General features: G+C 62.1%; 21 protein-coding genes and 4 tRNA genes. 17 read left to right on the top strand and 8 right to left on the bottom strand.

Features of this window, described 5'->3' with window-relative positions; translation table 11 throughout:
• Positions 1 to 97 precede the first annotated feature (97 nt).
• From Q2K57_RS04650 to Q2K57_RS04630, 5 genes are all read left to right on the top strand, one after another.
• On the top strand, positions 98 to 2,191 hold the full coding sequence (locus Q2K57_RS04650) for an NADPH-dependent 2,4-dienoyl-CoA reductase (protein WP_304526187.1): 2,094 nt from the start codon (positions 98 to 100) through the stop codon (positions 2,189 to 2,191).
• Between the two features lie 162 nt (positions 2,192 to 2,353).
• Positions 2,354 to 3,403: a low specificity L-threonine aldolase gene (locus Q2K57_RS04645; RefSeq protein ID WP_112053727.1), complete on the top strand. Its 1,050-nt coding sequence runs from the start codon at positions 2,354 to 2,356 to the stop codon at positions 3,401 to 3,403.
• A 269-nt stretch (positions 3,404 to 3,672) separates the two neighbouring features.
• A complete protein-coding gene (locus Q2K57_RS04640; RefSeq protein ID WP_304526186.1) occupies positions 3,673 to 5,595 on the top strand; it encodes a PrkA family serine protein kinase in 1,923 nt (640 codons plus the stop codon).
• Between the two features lie 134 nt (positions 5,596 to 5,729).
• Entirely contained in the window at positions 5,730 to 7,010 is a 1,281-nt protein-coding gene (locus Q2K57_RS04635) for a YeaH/YhbH family protein (RefSeq protein ID WP_112053725.1), read from the top strand.
• Positions 7,011 to 7,028: 18 nt separating this feature from the next.
• Positions 7,029 to 8,585: a SpoVR family protein gene (locus Q2K57_RS04630; protein ID WP_304526185.1), complete on the top strand. Its 1,557-nt coding sequence runs from the start codon at positions 7,029 to 7,031 to the stop codon at positions 8,583 to 8,585.
• 207 nt (positions 8,586 to 8,792) lie between these two features.
• On the opposite strand, the gene Q2K57_RS04625 is transcribed toward Q2K57_RS04630, so the two are convergent.
• Entirely contained in the window at positions 8,793 to 9,104 is a 312-nt protein-coding gene (locus Q2K57_RS04625) for a high-potential iron-sulfur protein (RefSeq protein ID WP_112053724.1), read from the bottom strand.
• A gap of 547 nt (positions 9,105 to 9,651) precedes the next feature.
• Between Q2K57_RS04625 and Q2K57_RS04620 the strand changes: the two genes are divergently transcribed.
• Positions 9,652 to 10,509 (top strand): DNA/RNA non-specific endonuclease, encoded by an 858-nt coding sequence (locus Q2K57_RS04620; RefSeq protein WP_304526184.1) that lies wholly within the window; start codon positions 9,652 to 9,654, stop codon positions 10,507 to 10,509.
• 333 nt (positions 10,510 to 10,842) lie between these two features.
• On the opposite strand, the gene Q2K57_RS04615 is transcribed toward Q2K57_RS04620, so the two are convergent.
• The 4 genes from Q2K57_RS04615 to Q2K57_RS04600 all read right to left on the bottom strand — a co-directional run bounded on the left by Q2K57_RS04615 (position 10,843) and on the right by Q2K57_RS04600 (position 11,426).
• Positions 10,843 to 10,929: transfer RNA gene (locus tag Q2K57_RS04615), tRNA-Leu, on the bottom strand.
• A gap of 53 nt (positions 10,930 to 10,982) precedes the next feature.
• A tRNA-Leu gene (locus Q2K57_RS04610) sits at positions 10,983 to 11,069 on the bottom strand.
• Positions 11,070 to 11,132: 63 nt separating this feature from the next.
• Positions 11,133 to 11,219 (bottom strand) — tRNA-Leu (locus Q2K57_RS04605).
• 120 nt (positions 11,220 to 11,339) lie between these two features.
• Positions 11,340 to 11,426 (bottom strand) — tRNA-Leu (locus tag Q2K57_RS04600).
• Positions 11,427 to 11,664: 238 nt separating this feature from the next.
• Here Q2K57_RS04600 and rnr point away from each other — a divergent pair.
• The 10 genes from rnr to Q2K57_RS04550 all read left to right on the top strand — a co-directional run bounded on the left by rnr (position 11,665) and on the right by Q2K57_RS04550 (position 21,570).
• On the top strand, positions 11,665 to 14,058 hold the full coding sequence (gene rnr, locus Q2K57_RS04595) for a ribonuclease R (RefSeq protein ID WP_304526183.1): 2,394 nt from the start codon (positions 11,665 to 11,667) through the stop codon (positions 14,056 to 14,058).
• Positions 14,059 to 14,166: 108 nt separating this feature from the next.
• On the top strand, positions 14,167 to 14,955 hold the full coding sequence (gene rlmB, locus Q2K57_RS04590; protein WP_112053722.1) for a 23S rRNA (guanosine(2251)-2'-O)-methyltransferase RlmB: 789 nt from the start codon (positions 14,167 to 14,169) through the stop codon (positions 14,953 to 14,955).
• A 143-nt stretch (positions 14,956 to 15,098) separates the two neighbouring features.
• Entirely contained in the window at positions 15,099 to 15,482 is a 384-nt protein-coding gene (gene rpsF / locus Q2K57_RS04585) for a 30S ribosomal protein S6 (protein WP_092523329.1), read from the top strand.
• A gap of 24 nt (positions 15,483 to 15,506) precedes the next feature.
• Positions 15,507 to 15,734: a 30S ribosomal protein S18 gene (gene rpsR / locus Q2K57_RS04580; protein ID WP_092523331.1), complete on the top strand. Its 228-nt coding sequence runs from the start codon at positions 15,507 to 15,509 to the stop codon at positions 15,732 to 15,734.
• Between the two features lie 12 nt (positions 15,735 to 15,746).
• Entirely contained in the window at positions 15,747 to 16,598 is an 852-nt protein-coding gene (locus Q2K57_RS04575; RefSeq protein WP_304526653.1) for a hypothetical protein, read from the top strand.
• Positions 16,599 to 16,613: 15 nt separating this feature from the next.
• Positions 16,614 to 17,060: a 50S ribosomal protein L9 gene (rplI, locus tag Q2K57_RS04570; protein WP_112053720.1), complete on the top strand. Its 447-nt coding sequence runs from the start codon at positions 16,614 to 16,616 to the stop codon at positions 17,058 to 17,060.
• Positions 17,061 to 17,471: 411 nt separating this feature from the next.
• On the top strand, positions 17,472 to 18,989 hold the full coding sequence (locus Q2K57_RS04565) for a carbohydrate porin (RefSeq protein WP_304526182.1): 1,518 nt from the start codon (positions 17,472 to 17,474) through the stop codon (positions 18,987 to 18,989).
• 208 nt (positions 18,990 to 19,197) lie between these two features.
• Entirely contained in the window at positions 19,198 to 20,586 is a 1,389-nt protein-coding gene (dnaB, locus tag Q2K57_RS04560; RefSeq protein ID WP_112053718.1) for a replicative DNA helicase, read from the top strand.
• A 128-nt stretch (positions 20,587 to 20,714) separates the two neighbouring features.
• Complete coding sequence (locus Q2K57_RS04555) at positions 20,715 to 21,008, top strand: hypothetical protein (protein ID WP_112053717.1); 294 nt, start codon at positions 20,715 to 20,717, stop codon at positions 21,006 to 21,008.
• Positions 21,009 to 21,267: 259 nt separating this feature from the next.
• Positions 21,268 to 21,570, top strand: a complete 303-nt coding sequence (locus tag Q2K57_RS04550) for a DUF6482 family protein (protein WP_112053716.1) — start codon at positions 21,268 to 21,270, stop codon at positions 21,568 to 21,570.
• Between the two features lie 315 nt (positions 21,571 to 21,885).
• Here the strand turns inward: Q2K57_RS04550 and Q2K57_RS04545 are convergent, their stop codons facing one another.
• Together Q2K57_RS04545 and Q2K57_RS04540 are read right to left on the bottom strand one after the other, a co-directional pair.
• On the bottom strand, positions 21,886 to 22,299 hold the full coding sequence (locus Q2K57_RS04545; RefSeq protein WP_304526181.1) for a thiol-disulfide oxidoreductase DCC family protein: 414 nt from the start codon (positions 22,297 to 22,299) through the stop codon (positions 21,886 to 21,888).
• On the bottom strand, positions 22,299 to 23,981 hold the full coding sequence (locus Q2K57_RS04540) for a cryptochrome/photolyase family protein (RefSeq protein WP_304526180.1): 1,683 nt from the start codon (positions 23,979 to 23,981) through the stop codon (positions 22,299 to 22,301). Before Q2K57_RS04540 ends, Q2K57_RS04545 begins: the two co-directional genes overlap by 1 nt.
• Positions 23,982 to 24,094: 113 nt before the next feature.
• Here Q2K57_RS04540 and hemH point away from each other — a divergent pair, with 113 nt between their 5' ends.
• Positions 24,095 to 25,195, top strand: coding sequence for a ferrochelatase (gene hemH / locus Q2K57_RS04535; RefSeq protein ID WP_112053713.1), 1,101 nt, complete (start codon positions 24,095 to 24,097; stop codon positions 25,193 to 25,195).
• Between the two features lie 147 nt (positions 25,196 to 25,342).
• On the opposite strand, the gene Q2K57_RS04530 is transcribed toward hemH, so the two are convergent.
• Positions 25,343 to 25,732, bottom strand: coding sequence for a Na+/H+ antiporter subunit G (locus Q2K57_RS04530; protein WP_112053712.1), 390 nt, complete (start codon positions 25,730 to 25,732; stop codon positions 25,343 to 25,345).
• Positions 25,733 to 25,736 lie beyond the last annotated feature (4 nt).

Below are 25,736 nucleotides of genomic sequence, written 5' to 3'. Positions count from 1 at the left end.
TGCGGGGTCGATGGTCGACCTTGGCCGTCTTGCGGCCCTGGCTGGACTGTCATACGGTTGTTTGAAATCAAGCCGTGCCATCGTGCGAGGACTCGCCGTGACGACCTATCCGCATCTGTTCCAACCGCTGACGCTGGGTAACCTGACCCTGCCCAATCGTGTGCTGATGGGCTCGATGCACACCAACCTCGAGGAAGCGCCCGACGGCTTCGACCGGCTGGCGACCTTCTACGCTGAGCGGACCCGGGCCGGCGTAGGGTTGATCGTCACCGGCGGCATCGCCCCCAACCCGGAGGGCGCGGTTTTCCAGGGCGCCGCCAAGCTTACCAACGCGCATGAAGCGCGCGCTCACCGCCCGGTGACCGAGGCGGTGCACGGCGAGGGCGGGCGCATCTGCCTGCAGATTCTGCATGCCGGTCGCTATGCCTACTCCCCCGAGCTGGTGGCTCCTTCGGCGATTCGCGCGCCGATCAGCGCCTTCACTCCTCGAGCGCTGGAAGGTGACGAGGTCGAGCAGCAGATCGAGGACTATGTGCGCTGTGCCCGCCTGGCCCTGGATGCCGGCTATGACGGCGTCGAAGTGATGGGCTCAGAGGGGTATCTGATCAACCAGTTTCTGTGCCGGCGAACCAACCAGCGCGAGGATGCCTGGGGCGGGGATTTCGCCGCCCGCATGCGCTTTCCGGTGGAGATCGTGCGCCGCATCCGCGCCGCTCTGGGGGCGGACTTCCTGATCATCTTTCGCCTGTCGATGCTGGATCTGGTCGATGAGGGCAGCAGCTGGCAGGAAGTGGTCGCACTGGGTCGCGCCCTCGAAGAAGCCGGAGTGGATCTCATCAATACCGGCATCGGCTGGCACGAGGCGCGGGTGCCGACCATCGTCACCAGCGTGCCACGGGCCGCCTTCACCGAGGTGACGCGGCGCATGAAGGCGGAGCTCTCGGTGCCCTTGATCACCACCAATCGCATCAACATGCCAGAGGTCGCTGAGCGCGTGCTGGCCGAGGGGCACGCCGACCTGGTGTCCATGGCCAGACCCTTCCTCGCCGACCCCGATTGGCTGTCGAAGGCACATGAGGGGCGCAGCGACGAGATCAACACCTGCATCGCCTGCAACCAGGCCTGCCTCGATCATACCTTTCAGGGCAAGCTGACCTCCTGTCTGGTCAACCCGCGGGCCTGTCATGAGACCGAACTTTCGATCACGCCGGCCGAATCGCCCCAGGACATCGCCGTGGTCGGCGCCGGGCCGGCGGGGCTGGCGGCAGCGGTCACCGCCGCCAGCCGCGGTCATCGGGTGGTGCTCTTCGAGCGCGCGGGCGAGGTGGGCGGGCAGTTCAACTATGCCCGGCGGATTCCCGGCAAGGAGGAGTTCAACGAGACGCTGCGCTACTACACGGTGATGCTCGATAAATACGGCGTCGACGTGCGCCTGAACACCCAAGCGACCCTGGAGGCTCTCAAGGGCTTCTCGGCCGTGGTGCTGGCAAGCGGCGTCCGCCCGCGTCGCCTCGACTTGCCGGGCAGCGAACACCCCAGTGTGCTGAGCTACCCCGAGGCGATTCGCCACCCCGAACGGGTCGGCCCGCGGGTGGCGATCATCGGTGCCGGTGGCATCGGCTTCGATGTCGCGGAACTGCTGACCCATGGCGCGCAGGAGGGTGCCTCGGATCAGGCAGCGGAGCAGGTAGCAGGCCAGGACTCAGATCAGGTCTCAGACAAGAGCTGGGACCCGGGCTCACAACAGGCGCTGGGCGACTGGTGTCGGGAGTGGGGCGTCGATCTCTCGGCCCACGAGGGTGCGGGGCTTACCGCTGCCCAGCGTCCACCGGTGACGCGCCGTGTGACCCTGCTGCAGCGCAAGGCCAGCAAGCCCGGCAAGGGGCTCGGCACTAGCACGGGCTGGGTGCACCGGGCCTCGCTGCGTCATCGTGGCGTCGAGACGCTGGCAGGCTGCGAGTATCTGTCTATCGACGATGCCGGGTTGCATGTGCGTGTGGCGGGCGAGCCGCGGCTGCTCGAGGTCGACAGCATCGTGGTCTGTGCCGGCCAGGAGCCGGTGCGCGAGCTTTTCGCTCCGCTCGAGGCCGCCGGGGTGGCGGTGCACCTGATCGGTGGTGCCGACGAGGCCGCCGAGCTTGATGCCAAGCGGGCCATCGACCAGGGCACGCGGCTGGCGGCGCGTCTCTAGCGCTTTGGGTCGCCGTGGAATGGGCGATGAGGGCAAGCAGGTGCAGCCTCTCACGAGGGTGATAGACTGGCTTTAGCGTGCAATCCACGCCGACTGCCAGGGTGTTGCGATGAACCCCGTCGCAATGCGCCTTCGTGAACACTGTGTGTAAGGACACCTCAGATGGAACCCGACTGCACTCCGCGCTACTTGGCCAGTGACAACACCTCCGGGATCTGTCCAGAGGCCATGGAATACCTGCTCGAGGCCAATCGCAGCGATGATCTCGCTTATGGCAACGACAGCTGGACCGAGCGGGCGACCGACCGCTTTCGCGAACTCTTCGATTACGACTGCGACGTTTTCTTCGTCTTCAATGGCACGGCCGCCAACTCGCTGACGCTGGCCGCCATGGGGCGCAGCTATCACAGCGTGATCTGCCACGAACTCGCCCATATCGAGACCGACGAATGCGGCGGGCCGGAATTCTTCTCCAACGGCGCCAAGCTGCTGACCTCGCCAGGCGAGCATGGCAAGCTGACGCCAGAGGGCATCGAGGCGCTGGTCACCAAGCGCAGCGATATCCACTACCCCAAGCCCCGAGTGATCTCTCTGACCCAGGCCACCGAGGTCGGCACTCTCTACAGCCTCGATGAGCTGCGGGCGATTCGCGCCATGGCCGACAAGCATGACCTGCGTTTGCACATGGACGGCGCGCGCTTTGCCAACGCCTGTGCGGCATTGAAGGTGTCGCCCGCCGAGCTGACTTGGCAGGTCGGCATCGACGCGCTTTGCTTTTCGGGCACCAAGAATGGCATGGCGATGGGCGAGGCAATCCTGTTTTTCAACCGTGAGCTGTCCGAGGATTTCGCCTACCGCTGCAAGCAGGCCGGCCAGCTGGCCTCCAAGATGCGCTTCATTGCCGCCCCCTGGCTGGGGCTCCTGGAAAGCGGCGCCTGGCGCACCAACGCCGAACATGCCAATGCCATGGCCCGTTATCTGGCCGACGGCCTGATTGGGCTGCCCGGCGTCGAGGCGATGTTCCCGACCGAGGCCAACAGCGTCTTCGTCAGCCTGCCGCCGGCGGCGATCGCGGAGCTCAAGGCTCGCGGCTGGACCTTCTACACGTTTATCGGCGCCGGCGGGGCGCGCTTCGTGTGTTCCTGGAACACCACCACCGAGTTGCTCGATGCGCTGCTCGACGATATGCGTGATGCCCTGAGCCAGGCTTGAGCCGCTTTTCCCACCCGCCTGATCTCCTCCCCGCCAACCGCCATTCACTGGCGGTCGGCGGCTTTTTCGCCTAGCGTTCAAAATCTCGGCGACTTTCAACGAACGATCTTCCCGCTTCTGAGCTCTTATAGGGCAGTGGCGTCAGATAGTCGTTGCGTTGAAGTGTGCAGGAAGCCCCTGGCAACCGAATCTGTCTACGCTGATAGATGTGCCCGCCTCGAACTGACATATCCCGTCATCGTCGAGGAATCGTGCTTAAGGAGGCTTCGATGAGCATCTTCGATCATGTCCAGAATCGCTACGAACGCGTTCAGCAGGAGGAACTCAGTCTCAAGGAGTACCTGGAGCTCTGCCGTAGCGATCCCACCGCCTACGCCTCGGCCGCCGAGCGCATGCTGGTGGCGATCGGGGAGCCCCAGGTGATCGATACTGCCAAGGATTCCCGGCTATCCCGCATTTTTTCCAACAAGGTGATTCGACGCTACCCGGCGTTCTCCGAGTTCTACGGCATGGAAGAGGCCATCGAACAGATCGTTGCCTATTTCCGTCATGCCGCCCAGGGCCTGGAGGAGCGCAAGCAGATCCTCTATCTGCTGGGCCCGGTGGGGGGCGGTAAATCGTCCCTGGCCGAACGCCTGAAACTGCTGATGGAGCATGTGCCCTTCTATGCCATCAAGGGCTCACCGGTGTTCGAGTCACCGCTGGGGCTGTTCTCCCCCGAGGAAGATGGCGAGCTGCTCGAGGAAGAGTACGGCATTCCCAGGCGCTGTCTGAAGAGCGTGATGTCGCCTTGGGCATCCAAGCGCCTCAAGGAGTACGGCGGCGATATTTCCGAGTTCCGGGTGGTGCGTCTCTTTCCGTCGCGCCTCAATCAGATCGCTATCTCCAAGACCGAACCCGGTGACGAGAACAACCAGGATATCTCCTCGCTGGTCGGCAAGGTCGATATTCGCCAGCTCGAGCTCTATTCACAGGACGATCCGGATGCCTACAGCTTCTCCGGCGGGCTGTGTAAGGCCAACCAGGGCCTGATGGAGTTCGTGGAGATGTTCAAGGCGCCGATCAAGGTGCTGCATCCGCTGCTGACGGCCACCCAGGAAGGCAACTACAACCCCACCGAGGGCATGGGGGCGATTCCCTTCGATGGCGTGGTGCTGGCGCACTCCAACGAAAGCGAGTGGCAGACCTTCCGCAACAATCGCAACAACGAGGCCTTCCTCGACCGGGTCTACATGGTCAAGGTGCCTTACTGCCTGCGGGTGACCGAAGAGGTCAAGATCTATCAGAAGCTGCTCGAGCACTCGTCGCTGGCCCAGGCGCCTTGCGCGCCTGACACTCTGCGCATGCTGGCCCAGTTCACGGTGCTCTCCCGGCTCAAGGAGCCTGAAAACTCCAGCATCTACTCGAAGATGCGGGTGTATGACGGCAAGAACCTCAAGGATACCGATCCCAAGGCCAAGTCGATTCAGGAGTATCGCGACGGAGCCGGGGTCGATGAGGGCATGAACGGGCTCTCGACCCGCTTCGCCTTCAAGATCCTCTCCAAGGTGTTCAACTTCGACACCCATGAGATCGCTGCCAACCCGGTCCATCTGCTCTATGTGCTGGAACAGCGCCTGGAACAGGAGCAGCTGCCCAAGGAAGTTTTCGAGCGCTATCTGCGCTTTATCAAGGAGTTCCTGGCGCCGCGCTATGTCGATTTCATCGGCAAAGAGATTCAGACCGCCTACCTGGAGTCCTACTCCGAATACGGTCAGAACATCTTCGATCGCTATGTGACCTACGCGGATTTCTGGATTCAGGATCAGGAATATCGCGACCCGGAGACCGGCGAGCTGTTCAACCGCCAGTCGCTCAACGAGGAACTCGAGAAGATCGAGAAGCCGGCGGGCATCTCCAATCCCAAGGATTTCCGCCATGAGGTGGTCAATTTCGTGCTGCGGGCGCGGGCACAGAATAACGGCATGAACCCCAGCTGGGGCTCCTACGAGAAGCTTCGGGGCGTGATCGAGAAGAAGATGTTTGCCAACACCGAGGAGCTGCTGCCGGTAATCTCCTTCAATGCCAAGGCGTCCCAGTCGGATCAGAGAAAGCACGAAGACTTCGTCGCGCGGATGGTCGATCGCGGCTACACCGAGAAGCAGGTGCGGCTGTTGTCGGAATGGTACCTGCGCGTTCGCAAGTCCCAGTGACGCTTCATAAGGTCCCAGTGATACCCCAGGCCTCAGTAGCGCGCGACTGAGACCTGGACGGGGTGGCGCCGTGAGGCGCATCGCCGGGCCGGGTGACCGGCCCGGCCAGCGGCGCGATGCGCCGGGAGGGCAGCATGAGTTATTTCATCGATCGACGGGCCAATGCCAAGCACAAGAGTGCGGTCAATCGGCAGCGTTTCCTCGATCGCTATCGTACTCATATCAAGCGTTCGGTGGAGGAAGCTGTCAATCGCCGTTCGATCACCGACATGCAGCACGGTGAAAAGGTCTCTATCCCGACGCGGGATATCTCCGAGCCGGTCTTCCAGCACGGTCAGGGCGGGCATCGCTCCATCGTCAGTCCCGGCAACCGCGAATTCGATGAGGGCGATCGGCTGCGTCGCCCCAACGGTGGCGGCGGGGGTGATGGCAGCGGCGAGGGTGGGGCCTCCAACCAGGGCGAGGGCATGGATGAATTCGCCTTCAGCCTGACTCGCGATGAGTTTCTCGATTTCGTCTTCGACGGCCTGGAGCTGCCGCATCTCGAGCGCAAGCAGCTGATGGATCTCGAAGAGGTCAAGCCGGTGCGGTCCGGCATCACCCGCGACGGGGTGCCGTCGCGGATCAATATCGTGCGCTCGATGCGCGAGGCTCAGGCCCGGCGCATCGCCATGCGTGCGCCGATCCGTCGTGCCTTGCGTGAGGCCATGGACGCCCTGGCAGAGGAGGAGCGCAAGGACCCGGTGCTGCGCAACCCCTCACGCATTCAGGAGCTCAAGGCCGAGATCGAACGGCTAGAAAAGCGCCTGGAGGCGGTGCCCTTCATCGATACCTATGACCTTCGCTACAACAATCTGGTCAACCAGCCCACGCCGTCCAACAAGGCGGTGATGTTCTGTGTCATGGACGTCTCGGGCTCAATGACCCAATCCCACAAGGACATCGCCAAACGCTTTTTCCTGCTGCTTTATCTGTTCCTCGAGCGTAACTACGAGAAAGTCGAGCTGGTCTTCGTGCGCCACCACACCGCCGCCAAGGAGGTCGACGAGGAAGAGTTCTTCTATTCGAGGGAGACCGGCGGCACCATCGTGTCCAGCGCCCTGACCCTGGTCGACGAGATCATCCGTGACCGCTACCCGCCCACCGAGTGGAACCTCTACGTTGCCCAGGCCTCCGATGGCGACAACTGGGACGACGATTCCACGACCTGCCGTGAAGTTCTGACCAAGTCACTGATGCGACAGCTCGCCTATTTCACTTACGTCGAGATTACGCCCCACGCCCATCAGGCGCTGTGGGAGGAGTACGAGGCCGTCGAACAGGACTTCCCCTCACGCTTCGCCATGCGCCAGATTGTCGAGCCGGGGGATATCTATCCGGTGTTTCGCGAGCTGTTTCGCAAGGTCGAGGCCTGATCGGCTCCAGGAGGCAGCATGAGCATGACCCGTCAGACTCCCATCGCCACCGGTTCGGACTGGAATTTTGAGGTGCTCGCCGAGTTCGAGCGTGAGATTGCCAGGCTTGCCGACGAATACCGGCTCGATGCCTACCCCAATCAGATCGAGGTGATCACGTCCGAGCAGATGATGGATGCCTACGCCAGCGTGGGCATGCCGGTGGGCTACCATCACTGGTCCTTCGGCAAGCAGTTCCTGTCCGTCGAGCAGGCCTATCGCCGCGGCCAGATGGGGCTGGCCTACGAGCTGGTCATCAACTCGGATCCCTGTATCGCCTATCTGATGGAGGAGAACACCCTGATGATGCAGGTGTTGGTCATGGCTCACGCCTGCTATGGCCATAACTCCTTCTTCAAGGGCAACTACCTGTTTCGTACCTGGACCGACGCCAGCTCGATCATCGATTACCTGGTGTTCGCACGGAAATACGTCGCCGAGTGTGAGGAGCGTTACGGGGTGGCGGCAGTCGAGCAGTTGCTGGACGCCTGCCACGCGCTGCAGAACTACGGCGTTGATCGCTATAAGCGCCCTTCGCCGATCTCCGCCGAGGAAGAGGCGCTGAGACAGACCGAACGCGAAGAATACCTGCAGGCGCAGGTGAATACGCTTTGGCGGACCATTCCACTGGCCGGTTCTGGCCTGGAAGAGAGCGTGCAGGACGATGGCGATGACCCTCTGGGGTTGCATCAGGCTGGTCGCTACCCGCCTGAACCTCAGGAAAACCTGCTCTATTTCATCGAGAAGAACGCTCCCTTGCTGGCGCCCTGGCAGCGGGAAATCGTCCGTATCGTGCGCAAGCTGGCGCAGTACTTTTACCCGCAGCGTCAAACGCAGGTAATGAACGAGGGCTGGGCTACCTTCTGGCATTACACCCTCATGCACCGGATGTTCGACGAGGGCCTGGTCGATGAAGGGTTGATCCTCGAGTTTCTGCAGTCGCACACGGCCGTGGTTCATCAGCAGCCCTTCGATAGCCCCTACTACAATGGCATCAACCCTTATGCCCTAGGGTTTGCGATGTTTACCGACATTCGCCGCATCTGCGAAGCGCCAACCGATGAGGATCGCGAGTGGTTCCCCGACATCGCTGGCAGCGACTGGCTCGATACGCTGCATTTTGCGATGCGTAACTTCAAGGACGAGTCGTTCATCCAGCAGTTCCTGTCGCCCAAGGTGATTCGTGACCTCAAGCTGTTCAATGTGATCGACGACGACCAGGACGAGATGCTCACGGTGGCCGCCATCCACGATGAGCGCGGCTATCGGCGGCTGCGCGAGGCGCTGTCGGTTCAGTACGCGCTGTCGGTGCGGGAGCCGAATATCCAGATATATGCTGCCGATATTCGCGGCGATCGCTCGCTGACGCTGCGTCATGTCCAGGACCGTCGCCGGCCGCTGGCCAAGAGCGTCTATCCGGTGATGCGTCACCTGCACCAGCTCTGGGGTTTCACGGTGCGGCTCGAATCGATCGAAGAAGATGAGGTGGTGCGTCGCTATCAGTGGCCGCTGCCCAGCGAAGGGGTACAGGAGTAACCAGCCAACGATATGGGGTGATGCTTGCTCGTGGTTTGTACCAAGCGAGGATCGAGACAACCCTTGGTCGAGCAAAGCTAGGATTGATACAAGCCCAGCAACGACAAGACCCGCCAATTGGCGGGTCTTGTCGTAGTGCCTGGGCTCTATGCTGGCGCAATGGGGTGAACCCCAGCGCAGTGCTGCCGGGACGGCAGGATCGGGGCCTTAGGCAGCGGTCCAGGACTGGCACCAGCCGCCTGCCGCCACGCTGTTCTGCGGGAACAGCTGGCAGCCCTGGGTATCGGCGTTATAGAACATGCAGTTGGAACACTGTTCGCCATCAGCGTAGGCCGGATGGTCGCTGGCATCGCTTGCCTTGGCGACGTAGTTCAGTGCCTTGGCTTGCGGATTTTCCGGGTCCAGAGGCGGTAGATCCTGAGCCAGGGCCTGGCGTGACAGGATGCCCGCACCCAGCGGCAGGGCGGCAAGGCCCAGCAGGCTGTTACGCATAAAGTCGCGACGACTCTGATTAGCCATGGTATCTCCTTGGGATTGGTCTTTCCGGGTCCTTGGGTGCCTTGCCAGGGGCGGGACCCGCTTCACGGTCAAAGGGGCGGCTCGGGCCGCCTCTGGTTTGGGCGAGGCTACCTTGCCTCGCTGGTCCTGCCTCTTGCTTCTTCCTATGCCTTGCTAGCGCTTCGTTTGGCTAGCGCTGCACCTAGCTACTATTGCACCTCACTGCCGCGCCGTCTCGCTACCATTTCGATCAACGGCGCCTCACGGCGCGCTATCCTCTCAATTCAGTGCATGTCGTCCAGTGCATGTTGTGACATGCAGGTAGTTATATACAGGTAGTTATGTAAGGGAGCTAAGTACGACTAGTTCGATAGGGGTAGTTTAGTGCATGACGCTGGGAGCAGGGAATTCTTGTCGTGCTGTATCGGCCCATAGCCACCCCAGCGCTGCCTGTGCGCATCAGGTGACGCTGGTATACTCCGCCGGTTGGCCCGATGTGGGCCAGGCGGCGGCCGGGCAGCGTCCTAGTTTGGCGTCGGGAATGCTAAAACTACAGCCGGGGGCGTGAATGGGGATGTTGTTGTCGATGGGGCGTGCCGGGCTGCGTCGCCTGATGATCATGGGGCTGTTCGCGGCAGTGGCCACCGGGCTCTGGTATAGCCAGGAGGCCGAATATCGCGACAGCCTGAGCTGGATGGGCATCACGACTTGGGAGACCCCCACTCCGCTGAGCCTGCATCGCGTACTGCGCAACGATGGATATCTGGTGGGCTGGTCCGATCTGAGGGTCAATCCGCTGTGGGTCAGCTACTGGCTGAACGATGTGGGGACATCGCGGATCGGCGATCGCCCCGGTTTTCAGCGTGACTGGCGCACCCTCTGGCCGGTGAGTACCGATAGCTATAGCGGCAGCGGCTATGATCGTGGTCACCTAGCGCCCAATTATGCCATCGCCGCCGTCTATGGTCGCGAGGCCCAGCGCCAGACCTTTCTGATGAGCAATATGTCGCCCCAGCTGCCCAGCCTCAATCGCCAGCTTTGGCAGCGATTGGAGGAGGCGGTCATGGATTATTTCGTGCCGCGGTTCGGCACCCTTCAGGTGATTACCGGGCCCATCTACCCCCAAGACTTTCTCGATGGGGCCTTTCATCGGGTGGGCTTCACGCAGGTGCCCGAGGCGTTCTACAAGATCCTGGTCGTGCCCTCCGAGACGCCTCGCGTGCTGGCCTTCATCATGCCCCAGGATGTCAGTGGCAGCGAGCCGCTGGACCGGTTCCTGGTTAGCGTCGACGAGATAGAGGCCCGCACTGGCCTGGACTTCTTCCCGAACCTGCCCTCGGCAGCGGCGGCGCGTCTCGAGGGCAACGTTAACGACCGTGGTTGGGCCCTGCAGGCAGTATCACGGCGCCCCGGACGCTTTCAGTAACCCTGGTTCCCGGCATGCGCCAAAGTGGGTGGCTCAAGGCGAGACGGTTTAGGTGGCAGTCGCGCGCATCACGGCGCAGGCGTGCGAGACGTAGCGTACAGAGTAGGCCTAACGGATAGGGGGCGAGCACAAGAGCTGGGGCAGCAAAGGGAAGGGGCTACCGAATACCGGACAAGGATTACCGGACAACGTGTGCGGGGCAAAGAATACCGGACAACGTGTGCAGAGTAGGATAGGTGGAAACAAAGTTAAGCAAAAACAACGTATGGGGAAACAAGATATGGGGGAGAGGAGCTTGTTGGGAGAACAGGCAAGATAAAGCGGGAAAAGCGATGGTGCCCAGAAGAGGACTTGAACCTCCACGTCCATAAGGACACTAGCACCTGAAGCTAGCGCGTCTACCAATTCCGCCATCTGGGCAGCGGGGTCGCCGGGACCGGCGTATCGGGAAGGTGTTGCTACATGATGCGAATTGGTGCCCGGGAGAGGACTTGAACCTCCACGTCCATAAGGACACTAGCACCTGAAGCTAGCGCGTCTACCAATTCCGCCACCCGGGCGCATCATGCTGGCCGGTGTTCGCGTGCTGGGGCATCGAGATCATCTTGTAAAAGTGATCAGGATGGTGCCCAGGAGAGGACTTGAACCTCCACGTCCATACGGACACTAGCACCTGAAGCTAGCGCGTCTACCAATTCCGCCACCTGGGCGAACACAAGCCAAGTTGTGCCGTTGAGTGATCAACGGGTCCTGCTGGTACTTCTAACAGCCATTACTGCCGGTGGGATTTTCATCCCGTGATGATCGGGCCGAAGCCTTGAGATCATCGATGGTGCCCGGGAGAGGACTTGAACCTCCACGTCCATACGGACACTAGCACCTGAAGCTAGCGCGTCTACCAATTCCGCCACCCGGGCAAGTGGGCGGTATAATACCGATTCCATGTGACAATGCAAGACGTGGGCCGGGGCGCCAGAAAGATTTTTCTGCGCGCGGGCCAACCAGGATATGACCGCCGAATGCTTGAGACGTAGTCACGGTTATGGTTGGGTCGGGCTCTTTGCGACGCTATACTGGCGCGATGTTAATGAACACACGAATTCTTGCCTCACGTCCGTGGTGCATCGTTTTTCCCTTATTAAGGACGCCTTGCGTATGACTCAGTGGACGCTCAGCGACGATCCCCACGCGGAACGTGAAGCCCACAAGTACGATAATCCGGTACCCAGCCGCGAATACCTCCTGCGCCGCCTCGAAGAGGCCGGCAAGCCGATGACTCATGAGAGCATGAGCCGGCTGCTGGGCCTCGAGGACGACGATCAGCTAGAAGCCGTGCGCCGTCGCCTGGCGGCGATGGAGCGCGACGGCCAGGTGCTGCGCAACCGCCGCGGCGCCTACGCGCTGATCGACAAGCTCGATCTGATCAAGGGCAAGGTGCTCGGGCACCGCGACGGCTTCGGCTTCATCCTCCGCGACGACGGCAAAAAGCCTGACCTGGTATTGCCGCCACGCCAGATGCGCCGTGTCTTCCACGGCGATCATGTGCTGGTGCGTGTAAGCGGCCGCGATCGCCGTGGCCGTGATGAGGCAACCATCGCCGAAGTCATCGCTCGCAACACCCAGACCGTGGTGGGCATCTATCGTCAGAACAACGACGAGTTCGCGGTGCTGATTCCCGAGAACAGCCGCATCTCTCAGGAAGTGCTGATTCCCCATAGCGCCAGCGGTGGCGCTCAGGACGGGCAGGTCGTATCGGCGCGGATCGTTCAGCAGCCCGAGACCCGCAAGCAGCCGGTGGGCGAGGTCACCGAGGTGCTCGGCGAGCGCATGGACCCGGGGATGGAAATCGGCATCGCCATCCGCAGCTACAATATCCCGGACGAATTCCCGCCGGCGGTGGACGAGCAGATCGGCTCGATGTCCGCCGAGGTCGCCGAGGACGACAAGGCGCATCGCATCGATCTGCGTCACCTGCCGCTGGTGACCATCGATGATGAAAGCGCCAAGGACTTCGACGACGCTATCTGCGCCTACCAGACCAAGTCCGGCAGTTGGAAGCTGATCGTCGCCATCGCCGACGTCTCGCACTATGTGCGGCCCGGCAGTGCGCTGGATGAAGAGGCACTGGTGCGCGGCAACTCGGTGTACTTCCCGGGCCAGGTCGTGCCGATGCTGCCCGAGCTGCTCTCCAACGGCCTGTGCTCGCTGAACCCGGCGGTCGACCGGTTGGCCCTGGTCTGCGAGATGAATATCTCCAAGACCGGCGCTATCAGCCGCTACCGCTTCTATGAGGCGGTCTTCCAGTCTCATGCGCGACTGACCTACAACAAGGTCGGCAAGATCCTGCAGGAGCCGGAGAGCCCCGAAGGCCAGGCACTGCGTGATGAGTACGCCTCCCTGGTACCGTCGATCGAGCAGCTGCACGAGCTCTATCAGCTGCTGCGCACCGCGCGCAGCGAGCGCGGGGCCATCGACTTCGAGACCACCGAGACGGCGATCCTCTTCAACGAAGAGCGCAAGATCGACTCCATCGTCCCGCGCTCGCGCAACGACGCCCACAAGATCGTCGAAGAGTGCATGCTGGCAGCCAACGTCGCCACCGCGCGCTTCCTCGACAAGCATGATCTCCCGGCGTTGTATCGCATTCACCAGCCGCCGACGCCTGAGCGTCTGGATCGCCTGCGCCTGTTCCTCAACGAGCTGGGTCTTTCCCTGGGGGGCGGCGACGAGCCGACGCCGCAGGACTATCAGGCGCTGCGCGAGGTCATCAAGGATCGCCCGGATGCCGATATCATCCAGACGGTGATGCTGCGTTCGATGAACCAGGCGGTATATTCGCCCCAGAACGAAGGGCACTTCGGCCTAGCTTATCCGGCCTATGCTCACTTCACCTCGCCGATCCGCCGTTATCCGGATCTGCTGGTGCACCGCGCCATTCGCTCGGTGATCCGTGGGCCGCGCCAGACCTCGACCGTGCTGCGCGCCGACGGCGCCTCGGTGGAGCCGCCCAGCCGCTGGGCACCGTACTCCTTCGAGCAGATGGTGCACTTCGGCGAGCACTGCTCGATGACCGAGCGGCGCGCCGACGATGCCACCCGCGACGTGGAAGACTGGCTCAAGTGCGAGTTCATGTCCGACAAGGTCGGCGATGTCTTCGAAGGCACCATCGCCTCGGTTACCCAGTTCGGTATCTTCGTGCGCCTCGATGATGTCTATGTCGAAGGGCTGGTGCACGTCACCTCGCTGCCCTCCGACTACTACCACTACGAGGCCGAGAAGCATCGCCTCAAGGGCGAGCGTTCCGGCGTCAGCTATCGGCTGGGCGACGGTGTCACCGTGCAGGTCGCAAGGGTCGATCTCGACGACCGCAAGATCGACTTCGATCTGGTCGACGACAAGCCGCGTCAAAAGCGTGCGCCGCGCCGCAAGCCGGGCACCGAGCAGGCGGGCAGCGACAAGCCGCAAGGTGATAAGCCCAAGGGTGACAAGCCCAAGTCAGGCCGTCGCCGCGGGCCGCGCAAGCCGCGAGGCGGCGGCGCCAAGCGCTGAGCAAAGGCGTAAGGCCAGGTGCTTAAAACAAGGCCAGGTGCTTATTGCTGAGCATCATGGCCAGGCGCCAGGCGCCGGCATGCTACGAACTATCAGGAAAAGCCGATCATGAAACGACGTCCCGGCCAGCGTGGGCCCAAGGCCCCCGCTGGCCTCGATGCGGTATATGGCGTGCACGCGGTGCGCGCCCTGCTGGCGAGGGGCGAGGCCCCGCGCGAACTCTGGGTGCAGGACGGCAATGCAGGGGCTCGCCTGGCCGAGCTGCTCGACGAGGCTCGTCGTCTCGGTACCCGCGTCCAGCTCCAGCCCCGCGACACCCTCGATGCGCTGGCCCAGGGCGCGGCGCATCAGGGCATCGTGGCCTTCTGTCCGCCGCTATCGGTCGAGGGCGAAGAGTCTCTGTGGCTCCGGCTCAAGGGCTGGACCAAGGACACGCCGCCGCTGTTGCTGATCCTCGATGGTGTCACCGACGTGCACAACTTCGGTGCCTGCCTGCGCAGCGCCGATGCGGCCGGCGTGGATGGCGTCATCGTGCCCAAGGATAAGGCCGCGCCGCTCAACGCCACCGTGCGCAAGGTCGCCTGCGGGGCTGCCGAGAGCGTGCCGGTCTATCAGGTCACCAACCTGGCGCGGGCCATGGGCAAGCTGAAGGATCACGGCGTATGGATCACCGGCACCGCCGGCGAAGCCGACGCCAGCGTCTTCGACGGCGATTTCAGCGGGCCCTGCGCGCTGGTGATGGGCGCCGAAGGCAAGGGCATGCGGCGGCTGACGCGCGAAGCCTGCGATAACCTGGTCAAGTTGCCAATGGTGGGCAGCGTGTCGAGCCTCAACGTCTCGGTGGCCACCGGTATCTGCCTGTTCGAGGCTCTGCGGCAGCGCCAGCTTGCAAGCTAGCCGGACGGTCACTACAATTGTTCGGCTTGGTCGGACTGCGGCCAGACAACACACCCGTTAAATCACTCCTTGCTTCCCCTGGTGCTGCGAAGGCTGACCTTCGACATAGCCCTATGGAAGCTGTCAAACCGAAAGGAGACACTATGCGTCATTATGAAATCGTGTTCATGGTCCACCCGGACCAGAGCGAACAGGTTCCGGCGATGGTCGAACGTTACACCAGCCTCGTCACCGAGAGCGGCGGCAGCGTTCATCGTCTGGAAGATTGGGGCCGTCGTCACCTGGCGTATCCGATCAACAAGATCCACAAGGCTCACTACGTGCTGATGAACGTCGAGTGCAGCGGCGAGACCCTCGAAGAAATCGAGAATATCTTCCGCTTCAACGATGCGATCATCCGTAGCCTGGTCGTGCGTTGCAAGGAAGCCATCACCGAAGCTTCACCGATGATGAAGCCGGCGGAAGAAAAGCGTCCGCGTCGCGAAGACAAGCCGCGCGAACGTACCGAAACCGCTGAAGCTAACTGATACGCACCGCCAGGAGGATTTTACATGGCACGCTTTTTCCGTCGCCGTAAGTTTTGCCGTTTTACCGCCGAAGGCGTGAAGCAGATCGACTATAAAGATCTGGACACTCTCAAGGCCTACGTCACCGAGACCGGCAAGATCGTTCCGAGCCGCATCACCGGTACCAAGGCACGCTACCAGCGTCAGCTGTCCAGCGCTATCAAGCGCGCGCGCTACCTGGCTCTGCTGCCGTACTCCGATAGCCACCAGTAAGCCGTTCGCGTGATGCTGTCGATTGCCCGCTGGATGATGCGGGGGCTGCCCTACGCTGCCGGAGGGGCCGCGCTTGCAGGGCTGGTGCCTTGGTTGTTCTGGATGAGTGCCGCCATCGCTGGCTTGGTCACTCTGCGCCAGGGCATGGCATCGGCGTTGCCGGTGATCCTGGCTGCCGGCCTGCCTGCAGGATGGTGGTGGGTTCAGGGAGATGTGATCCCGCTGGCGACCCTGCTGCTGGTGACTCTGATGGGCGTGGTGCTCAGAGAGCGCCTGCGCTGGTCCGAGGCGCTGATCAGCGGCTCGCTAGCCGGAGCCGCCATGGTCCAGCTGGGCGTCTTTCTGCCACCGGGTGGCAGCCAGGCACTGCTCGATCAGCTCAGTCAGAGCTCGCCGGAGGCCCAGCGAATGCTGGAGGAGTTGACCCGTCAGGGCATCTCCACCGAGGCACTCGCGACCCTGATCGTCGGTGGTGTCAGCGGCATCATTGTGCTGCTGCTCGCCGTGGCCTGCCTGGCCATGGCGCGCGGCTGGCAATCCGGGCTCTATAACCCCGGCGGCTTCCGCGAGGAGTTTCATTCCTTGCGGCTGGCGCCGCGGGAGCTGGTGACCCTGGTGGTGCTGGGGATTCTCGGCTCGCTGCTGGCGTTGCCGGGGCTGGCGATTCTTGCCTGGGTACCCCTGCTGATCTCGGGCATCGCGCTGATTCACGGAATTATTGGTCTCAAGGGGATGAAGGGGCTCTGGTTGGTGATCTTTTACGTACTGCTGATCACTACTTGGCCCACGATTCTGATTGTGCTGCTGTTGGCTCTGATCGATACGTTTGCGGACTTCCGCACGCGTCTGGCCCGCAGCGTCTGACAAGAGGTTCACGAGATGGAAGTCATTCTGCTCGACAACATTGGCAAGCTGGGCGGCCTGGGTGACAAGGTCACCGTCAAGCCCGGTTACGGCCGTAACTACCTGATGCCTTACGGCTTGGCCGTTCCGGCAACCAAAGAAAACCTGGAAGCCTTCCAAGCCCAGCGTGCCGAGCTTGAAGCTCAGGCCGCCGAGCGCAAGGCCGAAGCCGAAGCCCGCGCTGCACAGCTGGCCGAAATCGAGCTCTCGCTGGTCGCCAAGTCTGGCGAAGACGGCAAGCTGTTCGGTTCCATCGGTCCGCGCGACCTGGCCGAAGCCATCGCCCAGGCCGGCATCGACCTCGCCAAGAGCGAAGTCCGCATGCCGGAAGGTCCGCTTCGCCGGACTGGCGAATACGATATCGACCTGCAGCTGCATGCCGAAGTGGCATCCAGCGTGCGCGTGGTAATCGTCGCCGAGTAAGTCGTCGCCGAGCGAGTCACGCTGCATCTTCGATGCGCATGACGTGACGCACGACATGAAGAGACACACGGGGATTTCCCTGTGTGTCTTTTTTTGTGCGCGCTTTTCGTCCTTCGACCTTCCCGATATGGGCAGTTCACCCCCTGATGGAACTGCCACTGCGGATGACGGTTCGACTGATAGCGCTCCCCCATCTTGTTTAGACATTGGTCGGAACAGGGTCGATTTCCTTTTGCGGGGGCGGGCTTAAACGATTAAGTTTTGCTTTGAACGATGACTCCTGTTTTGCGGAAGGGGTCGTTCAGGGGCTATTCGATGACATCGGCGATATCCGTTCTCGCCGGTCATCTTAATCGATAAAGACTGCTAGCCCCGGTGTTACACACAACAAGCATAAAAGGACTCGCCCCCATGAATGCAGCCATGCTGAGAACCCCGCTCGTCGCCGCTATAGCCGTTGCCAGCTTCACCCTGAGCGGCCTGGCCAGCGCCCAGCAAAGCGATATCGAACAGCGCCTGGCCGATCTCGAAGCCCGTGTCGCCGCCGCCGAGGCACGCGCCGATGCCGCCGAAGCCCGCGCTGCTTCGGTCGAGGAGACCGTTGATGCCGGCCAGGAGCGTCTGGATGAGGTCGCCCGCCAAGCCAGCGGTGAAGAAGGCTTCTCCTTCAACGCCTATGCCCGCTCCGGCTTGTTGGTCGGTGACGATGGCAAGAGTATTCCGGGTGGCCCAACCGTGACGCCTGCGGGCAGTGTAGGAGGCTATGTGGGCCGACTGGGTAATGAACCGGATACCTACGTCGAGTCGGTTCTGAACTACCGCAAGACCTACGACAACGGTGCCAAGGCTCTTTACCGCACCATGATCGCCGATGGAGTGACCACCAGTAACGACTGGACCGCCGATGAATCCAGTCTCAATGTGCGCCAGGTCTATGCCGAGTTCAGCGATTTGCCGAGCTTTACCGGCGCTTTCGCCAATGCTTCGATCTGGGCGGGCAAGCGCTTTGATCGCGATAACTTCGACATCCACTGGATCGATTCCGATGTCATCTTCCTGTCGGGGACCGGCGGCGGTATCTACGACGTACAGCTTGGCGATAGCTGGAAGGCCAACTTCTCACTCTATGGCCGCAGTTTCAGCGAGTATCCCGTCGACAGCACATCACCCAACCTGACCGGCAACACCGATAACCTGATCTTCACCGCCAATAATTACTTCGGCAAGGTGCAGTGGATGATCAACGCCATGTCGGCGGCCGACAACGACAGCCGCGATCTGGGCAATGGCTCACAGGTGGCAGACAGCGGTATCCACACCATGCTGGCCTACCATGGCGACAGCTTCTTCGGCCTGGGTGAGGGCAGCTTCAAGGCCGCGCTGCTTTATGGTCAGGGCCTGGGGGCCGAAGTGAAGTCGCTGGGGACCAACGGTGACCTCACCGAGGATGCCTCGGCGGCGCGTCTGGCCGTCTATGGCACCACCTATCTGGCACCTCGTTGGCGGGTCGCGCCTTCCGTGTTCGCGGAAACCAGTGAAGATCGCTTCGATGCGGGAGATAAATACCAGTGGTCAGGGGTGAACGTGCGTCTGGCCAATGAGCTGACCGAGAACTTCGAGATGCAGTACGAGGCCAGCTATCAGTACATGGACTTGCAGCCCGAAGACTACAAGTCTCGCAATGCGGTCAGCGGCAACTGGAGCAAGTTCACCATCGCTCCGACCTTCAAGCCTCAGGTGGGCGGCTTCTGGCAGCGTCCCGAGATCCGTGTGTTTGCTTCTTACACCGACTGGGACGACGAGCTCAACGATTACGTCCTGAACACGGCGACCGACAGCGCCGGTGACGATATTTCCGATGATTTCGGCAAAGACGGCTTCACCGGCGGTCAGTGGAGCTTTGGCGTGCAAACAGAAGTCTGGTTCTAATGTAAAACTCAACCATACTGCAGGTAACGACAGGGCGGGCGTGTCGCGACGTCCGCCCTCGTCGCCAGCTCGGTGTATCGATCCTTCCCGCGTGCCTCATGGCCAGCGGGTTTTTTCGTTGCCAGGAAGCCCGGTCAGGAATGGGGTGTGTCGCAGGGATGGGGTAGAATGAGCGCCGCTTACCGAATCACCGAAGGTGCCCGACTCCATGAACGAACCCGTCGAGCTCGATCAGGAAACTGCTGCGCTCAAGGTGCCGCCCCATTCGCTGGAGGCCGAGCAGTCCGTCCTGGGCGGTCTGATGCTGGACAACTCGGCCTGGGATGCGGTCTCCGAGCAGCTGGTGGCCGGCGACTTCTACCGCTACGAGCACCGACTGATCTTCAATGCCATGGCAGGCCTGGCCGAGGGCTCGCACCCGTTGGATGTGGTGACGCTGTCAGAGGCGCTGGAGAACCGCGATCAGCTGGATACCGTCGGCGGGCTCGCCTATCTGGCCGAGCTTGCCCGTAACACCCCGTCGGCGAGCAATATCCGCGCCTATGCCGAGATCGTTCGCGAGCGGGCCACGCTTCGCAAGCTGATTCAAGCGGCCAGCCAGGTCGCCGAGAGTGCCTTTGCGCCTCAGGGGCGACCGGCCGATGAGCTGGTCAACGAGGCCGAGCGGCTGGTCTTCCAGATCAGCGAGGATCGCCCCAAGACCGGCGGCCCCATCGGCATGAGCGACCTGCTCGCCAAGGCGGTGGATCGCATCGATGAAATGTTCAACATGGAAGGCGAGATGACCGGGCTGTCGACCGGTTTTCGCGATCTCGACGACATGACCTCGGGCCTGCAGCCCTCGGACCTGGTGATCATTGCCGGGCGTCCCTCGATGGGCAAGACCACCTTCGCCATGAATCTGGTCGAACATGCCGTGATCTCAAGCGACAAGCCGGTGATGGTGTTCTCCATGGAGATGCCCGCCGAGGCGCTGATGCTGCGTATGCTGTCGTCGCTTGGCCGCATCGACCAGACTCGGGTGCGCACCGGTCAGCTCGAGGACGAGGACTGGCCGCGTCTGACATCGGCGGTCAACCTGCTGAAAGACAAGCAGCTATTTATCGACGATACCGCCGCGCTGTCTCCCAACGAGATGCGCTCGCGCATCCGCCGGGTGGTGCGCGAGCACGGCAATATCGGCCTGGTGATGATCGATTACCTTCAGTTGATGCAGATTCCCGGTTTTTCCGAGAACCGCACCGGCGAGATTTCCGAGATTTCGCGCTCCCTGAAGGGGCTCGCCAAGGAGTTTGGCTGCCCGGTAGTGTCGCTATCTCAGCTCAACCGCTCCCTGGAGCAGCGTCCCAACAAGCGCCCGGTGATGTCGGATCTGCGCGAGTCCGGGGCCATCGAGCAGGACGCTGACGTCATCGCCTTCGTTTATCGCGATGAGGTCTACAACCCGGACAACCCCGATAACCAGGGACTGGCCGAGTTGATCATTGGCAAGCAGCGTAACGGTCCCATCGGCACGGTGCACATGGCCTTCATCGGCAAGTACACCCGCTTTGAGGACCTGGCGCCGGATAGCTACGGTCAGCACTTCGGCGAATAGTCGCACCTGCCACGGCGCGGGGATCATGGTTGAGACTGCAATGGGCCGCCGTATAATGCCCGGCTTGGTCCCATGAACCAGTTTAATGAACCAGTCAGATGAATCAGTCAGTGGAACGAGGATAGCTTATGGCAGGCGGATTTCGACGCGGCAACCGCAAGCGGACCCCAAAACTCGAGGGACGCGGCGAACTTCAGGAAGTCGAGCGCGAAGGGCCCTTCAAGGAATGGCTCGGCATGCCCGATCTGTATCGCTACCGACTAGTGGTCGATGGCGAGACCTTCAGCTATCAGACTGAGGATTCCGAGATCCCGGTCGCGGTCGGCGACAAGGTGGTGTTCCGCTACAAGGAAACCAAGGCCGGCAACTGGGTCGACCGCAACTCCCTTGGCAAGGCCATTGATCCTGCCGACTATCAGTGATGGCGGATTATCACTGATGGCGTCAGTGCTGGCTGACGTGGTGGCGGAAGTGCTGTTTGAGTGGAACATGGCGTAGCGGCCAGGGTCACAACGGTGAGGGCGACATGTCATATTGCCGTCATGGGGCACAGCCAAACTGTGCCCTAGGTATATCTGGAGCCAGCCTATCGGGTCCCGTTATATTCAGAGCCGCCACTACCGGGCCTCATGGCAGGCTGTCATCGAGTCCGGCCACCAGCCTGCGATCCAGGAGGACAGCATGGAACTTAAAGACTTCAAGGCTTTCGCCAAGCGACACGACAACTTCGAAATTCGCGTCATCAGCCACGCCGGCAGCCGCTTCTATCAAGTGGAACTGGAAGATATCGAGGGCGCGCGTCATCTGCTGACCCAGCGCGGCAAGCCGATGCTCTTTCGCGCCCTCGATGATATCTATCTGGAACTCAAGCGGGTCGGCGTCCACCGGGCCTATCTGGTGCAGTATGTGGCCCACGACGAGGTGATCGGCCGTGACGCCCACTACCACGATGCGCTCAGCTCGCGTATGCCGCTGGTCTTCTAGGCGCCATGGTTGGGCACCGCATCATCGGTGTGGATCATGCCCTTTGCCGAGCTTCCGCTTCATACTGTGCGCCTCACACCGCGCGCTTCAGACCACGACTCAATCAGCACTTCCGGCATATCGCCGGCTTCATTGACTTGCCACTATTACGACTTGCCACCCTCGCTCCTTGAACGAGCGTTCATGCCACCGGTGGCGGGTTATCCCGCACTATCAAGCCGTACTATCAGGCCATACTATTAGTCCGTGCCATCAAGCCTCACTTCCATGGGCAGGCTTTCCCACTAAAGCGCTCTCTCTCAAGCCCTTATCCCGTCAGGCCTTCTCTTGCCGGCGTTGCCTTGCTTGCCACCAGTTACCCAGCCTGACCCGATAGCGGGCGAAGAACGCATAGCCGCGGTCGAAACACCAGGCCAGGCCCGGCAGCATCGTCAGTCCTACCAGCCGCCGATAGCCCAGCACGGCATACAGTGCCCGGCTGGCATCCATGCCCACGAACCAGGCGCCCTTGGCATCAGCGAGGTGAAGGCGGCCCATCATGGCGTCGAAGGAGCGCCCCCAAGCGGCCGCATCGAAGTCATCGGCCTGGATATCGACCAGCCTGACGCGTTCGCGGCGCGGATGCCGCTCGAGCCAGGCGACTTCGCGCTGGCAGAAGGGGCAATGGCCGTCGTGAAAGAGCGTCACGGGGGAGACGGCATGGCGGGGTGACGGGGCGGTTGGGGACATCAGGAAGGCTCCTGGGAGGTGGTGGGGGCTGAGCTATCGGCGTCACGATAGCCTGCCAGGTGCTGGCCTCGCCCATAGGCGGGCGCCGTGTCCAGGCGCGCCAGGAAGGCGTCGGCCTGCTGGCGCATGGCCTCACGCTTCTCGTCTTTCATGCGGCCAAGTGAGCTATAGATCAGCTTCATGCGCGGGTTGTCGGCCAGGACGTCGCGGTGCGCTTCGATGAAATTCCAATAGAGGCTATTGAAGGGGCAGGCATGAGTGCCGGTGACGTGTTTTGGGTCATAGCGACAGTGCTTGCAGTGATCGCCCATGCGATCGATGTATTTGCCCGAGGCGCAGTAGGGCTTGGAGCCCATCAGGCCGCCGTCAGCATGCAGCACCATGCCCAGGGTGTTGGGCAGCTCGACCCATTCACAGGCATCGGCATACACCGCCAGATACCAGTCGCAGAGGGCTTCCGGCTTGACCCCGCAGAGGAGGGCGAAGTTACCCGTGACCATCAGCCGCTGAATGTGGTGGGCATAGGCGTGATCGCGGGTCATCTCGATGGCCCGCTTGAGGCAGCGCATCTCGGTGTCGCCGGTCCAGAAAAAGGCCGGCAAGTCACGCTTGGCGCCTAGGCCGTTGCTGCGCTTGTAGTCGGGCATGCGCGTCCAGTAGAGCCCTCGCACATATTCTCGCCAACCAAGAATCTGGCGGATGAAGCCCTCCACCGAGTTGAGTGGCGCACGCCCTTCGCGATACTCGACCTCGGCGGACTGACAGACCTCGACGGGCGACAGCAGACCCAGGTTCAGCGCCGCCGACAGCCGTGAGTGGAAGAGGAAGGGCGCCTGGTCACTCAGCGCGTCCTGATAGCGGCCGAAGTCCGGCAGGCAGGCGTTGAGGAAATGCTCAAGTTCGGCAAGTGCCTGTGTCCTGGTCACCGGCCAGTGAAATGTGTCGAGAGAGCCGAAATGCTCCCCGAACCGCGAGGCCACCAGCTCCAGTGCCGCCTTGGTGGTGGCGTCGTGTTCATGGGTCGGCGGCGCGGGAAAGGCGAGATGCTCGGGCAGCGGCTCGCGGTTATCGTGATCGAAGTTCCACTGGCCGCCGGCGGGCTGGCCGTCTTCCATCAACAGCCCGCTGCGCTTGCGAAGATGCCGGTAGAAGTGTTCGAGGCGATAGGTCTTGCGGCCCCGGGCCCAGGCGTTGAAGTCCGCTGGTGTGGTCAAGAAGCGGTCGTCTTCGATTAGCCGCCAGGGCAGGGCGGTATGCTGTCTTTCGCCACTTTCGCCACTTTCGCCCCTTTCACCTTCGCCACTCGCATTGGCGAGGGACTGACCCGCAGTTGCGCGAGCCTGAATGGCCGCATGCAGCCGCCACTCACCGGGGCGGACCACGCGGATCTCGTCGCAGCCATGGAGGGCGGCCACTCGCTCGGCCTCGGCGAGCAGCTGCTGGCAATTGTCGTCATCGTCAAGAGTGCTGTAATGCACCTGTACGCCCGATGCCTCGAGTTCGATGGCGAAGTGGCGCATGGCGGCGAACATCATCGCGATCTTCTGCGGGTGGTGGGGCACGTAGCGACCTTCTTCGTCGACCTCGCAAAGCGCCACCACGGCGCTGTCCGGCAGGTCTTGAAGACTCGCCAGCGACGGACTGAGCTGATCACCCAGCACCAGGATCAGCGGCTTAGACATATATTGACCTGAAGTTATACAAATATGGATGATAGTATAACTGCATTCTTCTCGATGGCATCCCTTTGATAAGCTGTCGATCCATCAGTCGGTTACGTCACAAGGATTCCACGATGTCCGCAGCCAGTCCCCGTTCGCCCACCGCCACCCTCGAACAGCCCGGCGAAGGGCGCCTTGCTCATGCCGGCGCCGATCATCCGCCGGTGCCGCGCAAGAAGGTGGGCGTGGTATTGGCCAACCTGGGCACCCCGGATGCCACCGACTACTGGTCGATGCGCCGCTATCTGTCGGAGTTTCTCTCCGATCAGCGGGTGGTCGATTACTCCCGTTGGCTGTGGCAGCCGCTGTTGCAGGGCATCATCCTGACTCGCCGCCCCTTCATCTCCGGCAAGGCCTATCAAAGCATCTGGAACACCGAGCGCGACGAGAGCCCGCTGTTGACCATTACCCGCGAACAGGCCGAAAAAGTCGCCGAGCGCCTCGAGGCGGCCTTCGGCGATGAGGTGGTGGTCGATTTCTGCATGCGCTATGGCAACCCCTCGACCGACAGCGTGATTCGCCGGCTGCATGAGCAGGGCTGCGAGCGGCTGCTGTTCTTTCCGCTCTACCCGCAATACGGCTCGCCGACTACCGCCACCGCCAACGATGAGGTCTTTCGTACCCTGATGACGCTGAAGTGGCAGCCGGCGCTGCGTACCGTGCCGGCCTACTTCGATCGGCCGGATTATATCGCGGCCCTGGGCGGCTCGATCCAGGTGGCCTATGACCGGGCCCAGGCCGATCAGGGTGGCCGCCCCGAGGTGCTGGTGGCGTCCTATCATGGGGTGCCCGAGCGCTATCTGCTCGATGGCGATCCCTACCATTGCCAATGCCAGAAGACGACGCGGCTGGTGAAGGAACATCTGGAGATGGCGGACGATGAGATCGTGACCGCCTTCCAGTCCAAGTTCGGCCCCGAGAAATGGGTCGGGCCGGCGACCGTTGACAAGGTGGCCGAGCTTGCCCGGGCGGGCAAAAAGCACATCGCGGTAATCTCGCCGGCCTTCGCCTCGGACTGCGTCGAGACGCTCGAGGAAGTGCAGCAGGAAATCCGCGAGGCCTTCCTCTCCGCCGGCGGCGAGACCTTCACCTATGTGCCCTGCCTAAACGCCGACGAGGCGCATATCGATGTGCTTACGGCGATCGCCAGGCAGGAGCTCGGCGGCTGGCTCTAGGCCTTTTTGCCAAGCCCAGTCTTGCCAAGCCCAGTCTTGCCAAGCGCAGTTTTGCCACGCCCAGTGCTTCATGGCCCCCGTGAACGACAAGGCCCCGGACATATCGTCCGGGGCCTTTTTGATGCGGATGGCTGACGCGGGCGGCGCTCAGTGGCCCTTGTCCGGGTGCAGTACCGGCTTCTCGTTGGCGTCTTCCGTGTGGATTTCGTGGGGTCGGCCGCGGGTCTTGTCGGCATGCTTGAGCTTCAGGTGCAGGCCGGTCTTGGCCAGCAGGTGGGCCGACACTGGGGCGGTGATGAACAGGAAGAGAGTAATCAGCATCTCCTGCATCACCGGCTCGCCCTTGGTGACCCCGAAGTAGAGCATCGAGGCGCTGAGGATGCAGCCGATCCCCAGAGTGGTCGCCTTGGTCGGGCCATGCAGGCGCATGTAGAAGTCTCGCAGGTGGGCCATACCCAGCGAGCCGATGAAGGCGAAGGCGCCGCCGGCGATCAGCAGCACCGAGATCACCCCCTCCAGAAACACGTACCAGTTCATAGGG

It is taken from the genome of Halomonas sp. I5-271120 (assembly GCF_030553075.1).
Taxonomy (GTDB): Bacteria; Pseudomonadota; Gammaproteobacteria; order Pseudomonadales; family Halomonadaceae; genus Onishia; species Onishia taeanensis_A.
Note: the sequence above shows the minus strand (reverse complement) of the source record. Positions and strands in the feature narration are given on the sequence as shown.

Bases quoted from the DNA above. Each gene is read 5' to 3' on its own strand.
- Q2K57_RS04540 (WP_304526180.1), bottom strand. From the start codon at position 23,981: ATGTCTAAGCCGCTGATCCTGGTGCTGGGTGATCAGCTCAGTCCGTCG.
- Q2K57_RS04645 (WP_112053727.1), top strand. From the start codon at position 2,354: ATGGAACCCGACTGCACTCCGCGCTACTTGGCCAGTGACAACACCTCC.
- hemH (WP_112053713.1), top strand. From the start codon at position 24,095: ATGTCCGCAGCCAGTCCCCGTTCGCCCACCGCCACCCTCGAACAGCCC.
- Q2K57_RS04555 (WP_112053717.1), top strand. From the start codon at position 20,715: ATGGCAGGCGGATTTCGACGCGGCAACCGCAAGCGGACCCCAAAACTC.
- rpsR (WP_092523331.1), top strand. From the start codon at position 15,507: ATGGCACGCTTTTTCCGTCGCCGTAAGTTTTGCCGTTTTACCGCCGAA.
- Q2K57_RS04530 (WP_112053712.1), bottom strand. From the start codon at position 25,732: ATGAACTGGTACGTGTTTCTGGAGGGGGTGATCTCGGTGCTGCTGATC.
- rplI (WP_112053720.1), top strand. From the start codon at position 16,614: ATGGAAGTCATTCTGCTCGACAACATTGGCAAGCTGGGCGGCCTGGGT.
- Q2K57_RS04635 (WP_112053725.1), top strand. From the start codon at position 5,730: ATGAGTTATTTCATCGATCGACGGGCCAATGCCAAGCACAAGAGTGCG.
- rnr (WP_304526183.1), top strand. From the start codon at position 11,665: ATGACTCAGTGGACGCTCAGCGACGATCCCCACGCGGAACGTGAAGCC.
- rpsF (WP_092523329.1), top strand. From the start codon at position 15,099: ATGCGTCATTATGAAATCGTGTTCATGGTCCACCCGGACCAGAGCGAA.
- Q2K57_RS04545 (WP_304526181.1), bottom strand. From the start codon at position 22,299: ATGTCCCCAACCGCCCCGTCACCCCGCCATGCCGTCTCCCCCGTGACG.
- Q2K57_RS04640 (WP_304526186.1), top strand. From the start codon at position 3,673: ATGAGCATCTTCGATCATGTCCAGAATCGCTACGAACGCGTTCAGCAG.
- Q2K57_RS04550 (WP_112053716.1), top strand. From the start codon at position 21,268: ATGGAACTTAAAGACTTCAAGGCTTTCGCCAAGCGACACGACAACTTC.
- dnaB (WP_112053718.1), top strand. From the start codon at position 19,198: ATGAACGAACCCGTCGAGCTCGATCAGGAAACTGCTGCGCTCAAGGTG.
- Q2K57_RS04565 (WP_304526182.1), top strand. From the start codon at position 17,472: ATGAATGCAGCCATGCTGAGAACCCCGCTCGTCGCCGCTATAGCCGTT.
- rlmB (WP_112053722.1), top strand. From the start codon at position 14,167: ATGAAACGACGTCCCGGCCAGCGTGGGCCCAAGGCCCCCGCTGGCCTC.
- Q2K57_RS04630 (WP_304526185.1), top strand. From the start codon at position 7,029: ATGAGCATGACCCGTCAGACTCCCATCGCCACCGGTTCGGACTGGAAT.
- Q2K57_RS04620 (WP_304526184.1), top strand. From the start codon at position 9,652: ATGGGGATGTTGTTGTCGATGGGGCGTGCCGGGCTGCGTCGCCTGATG.
- Q2K57_RS04625 (WP_112053724.1), bottom strand. From the start codon at position 9,104: ATGGCTAATCAGAGTCGTCGCGACTTTATGCGTAACAGCCTGCTGGGC.
- Q2K57_RS04575 (WP_304526653.1), top strand. From the start codon at position 15,747: ATGCTGTCGATTGCCCGCTGGATGATGCGGGGGCTGCCCTACGCTGCC.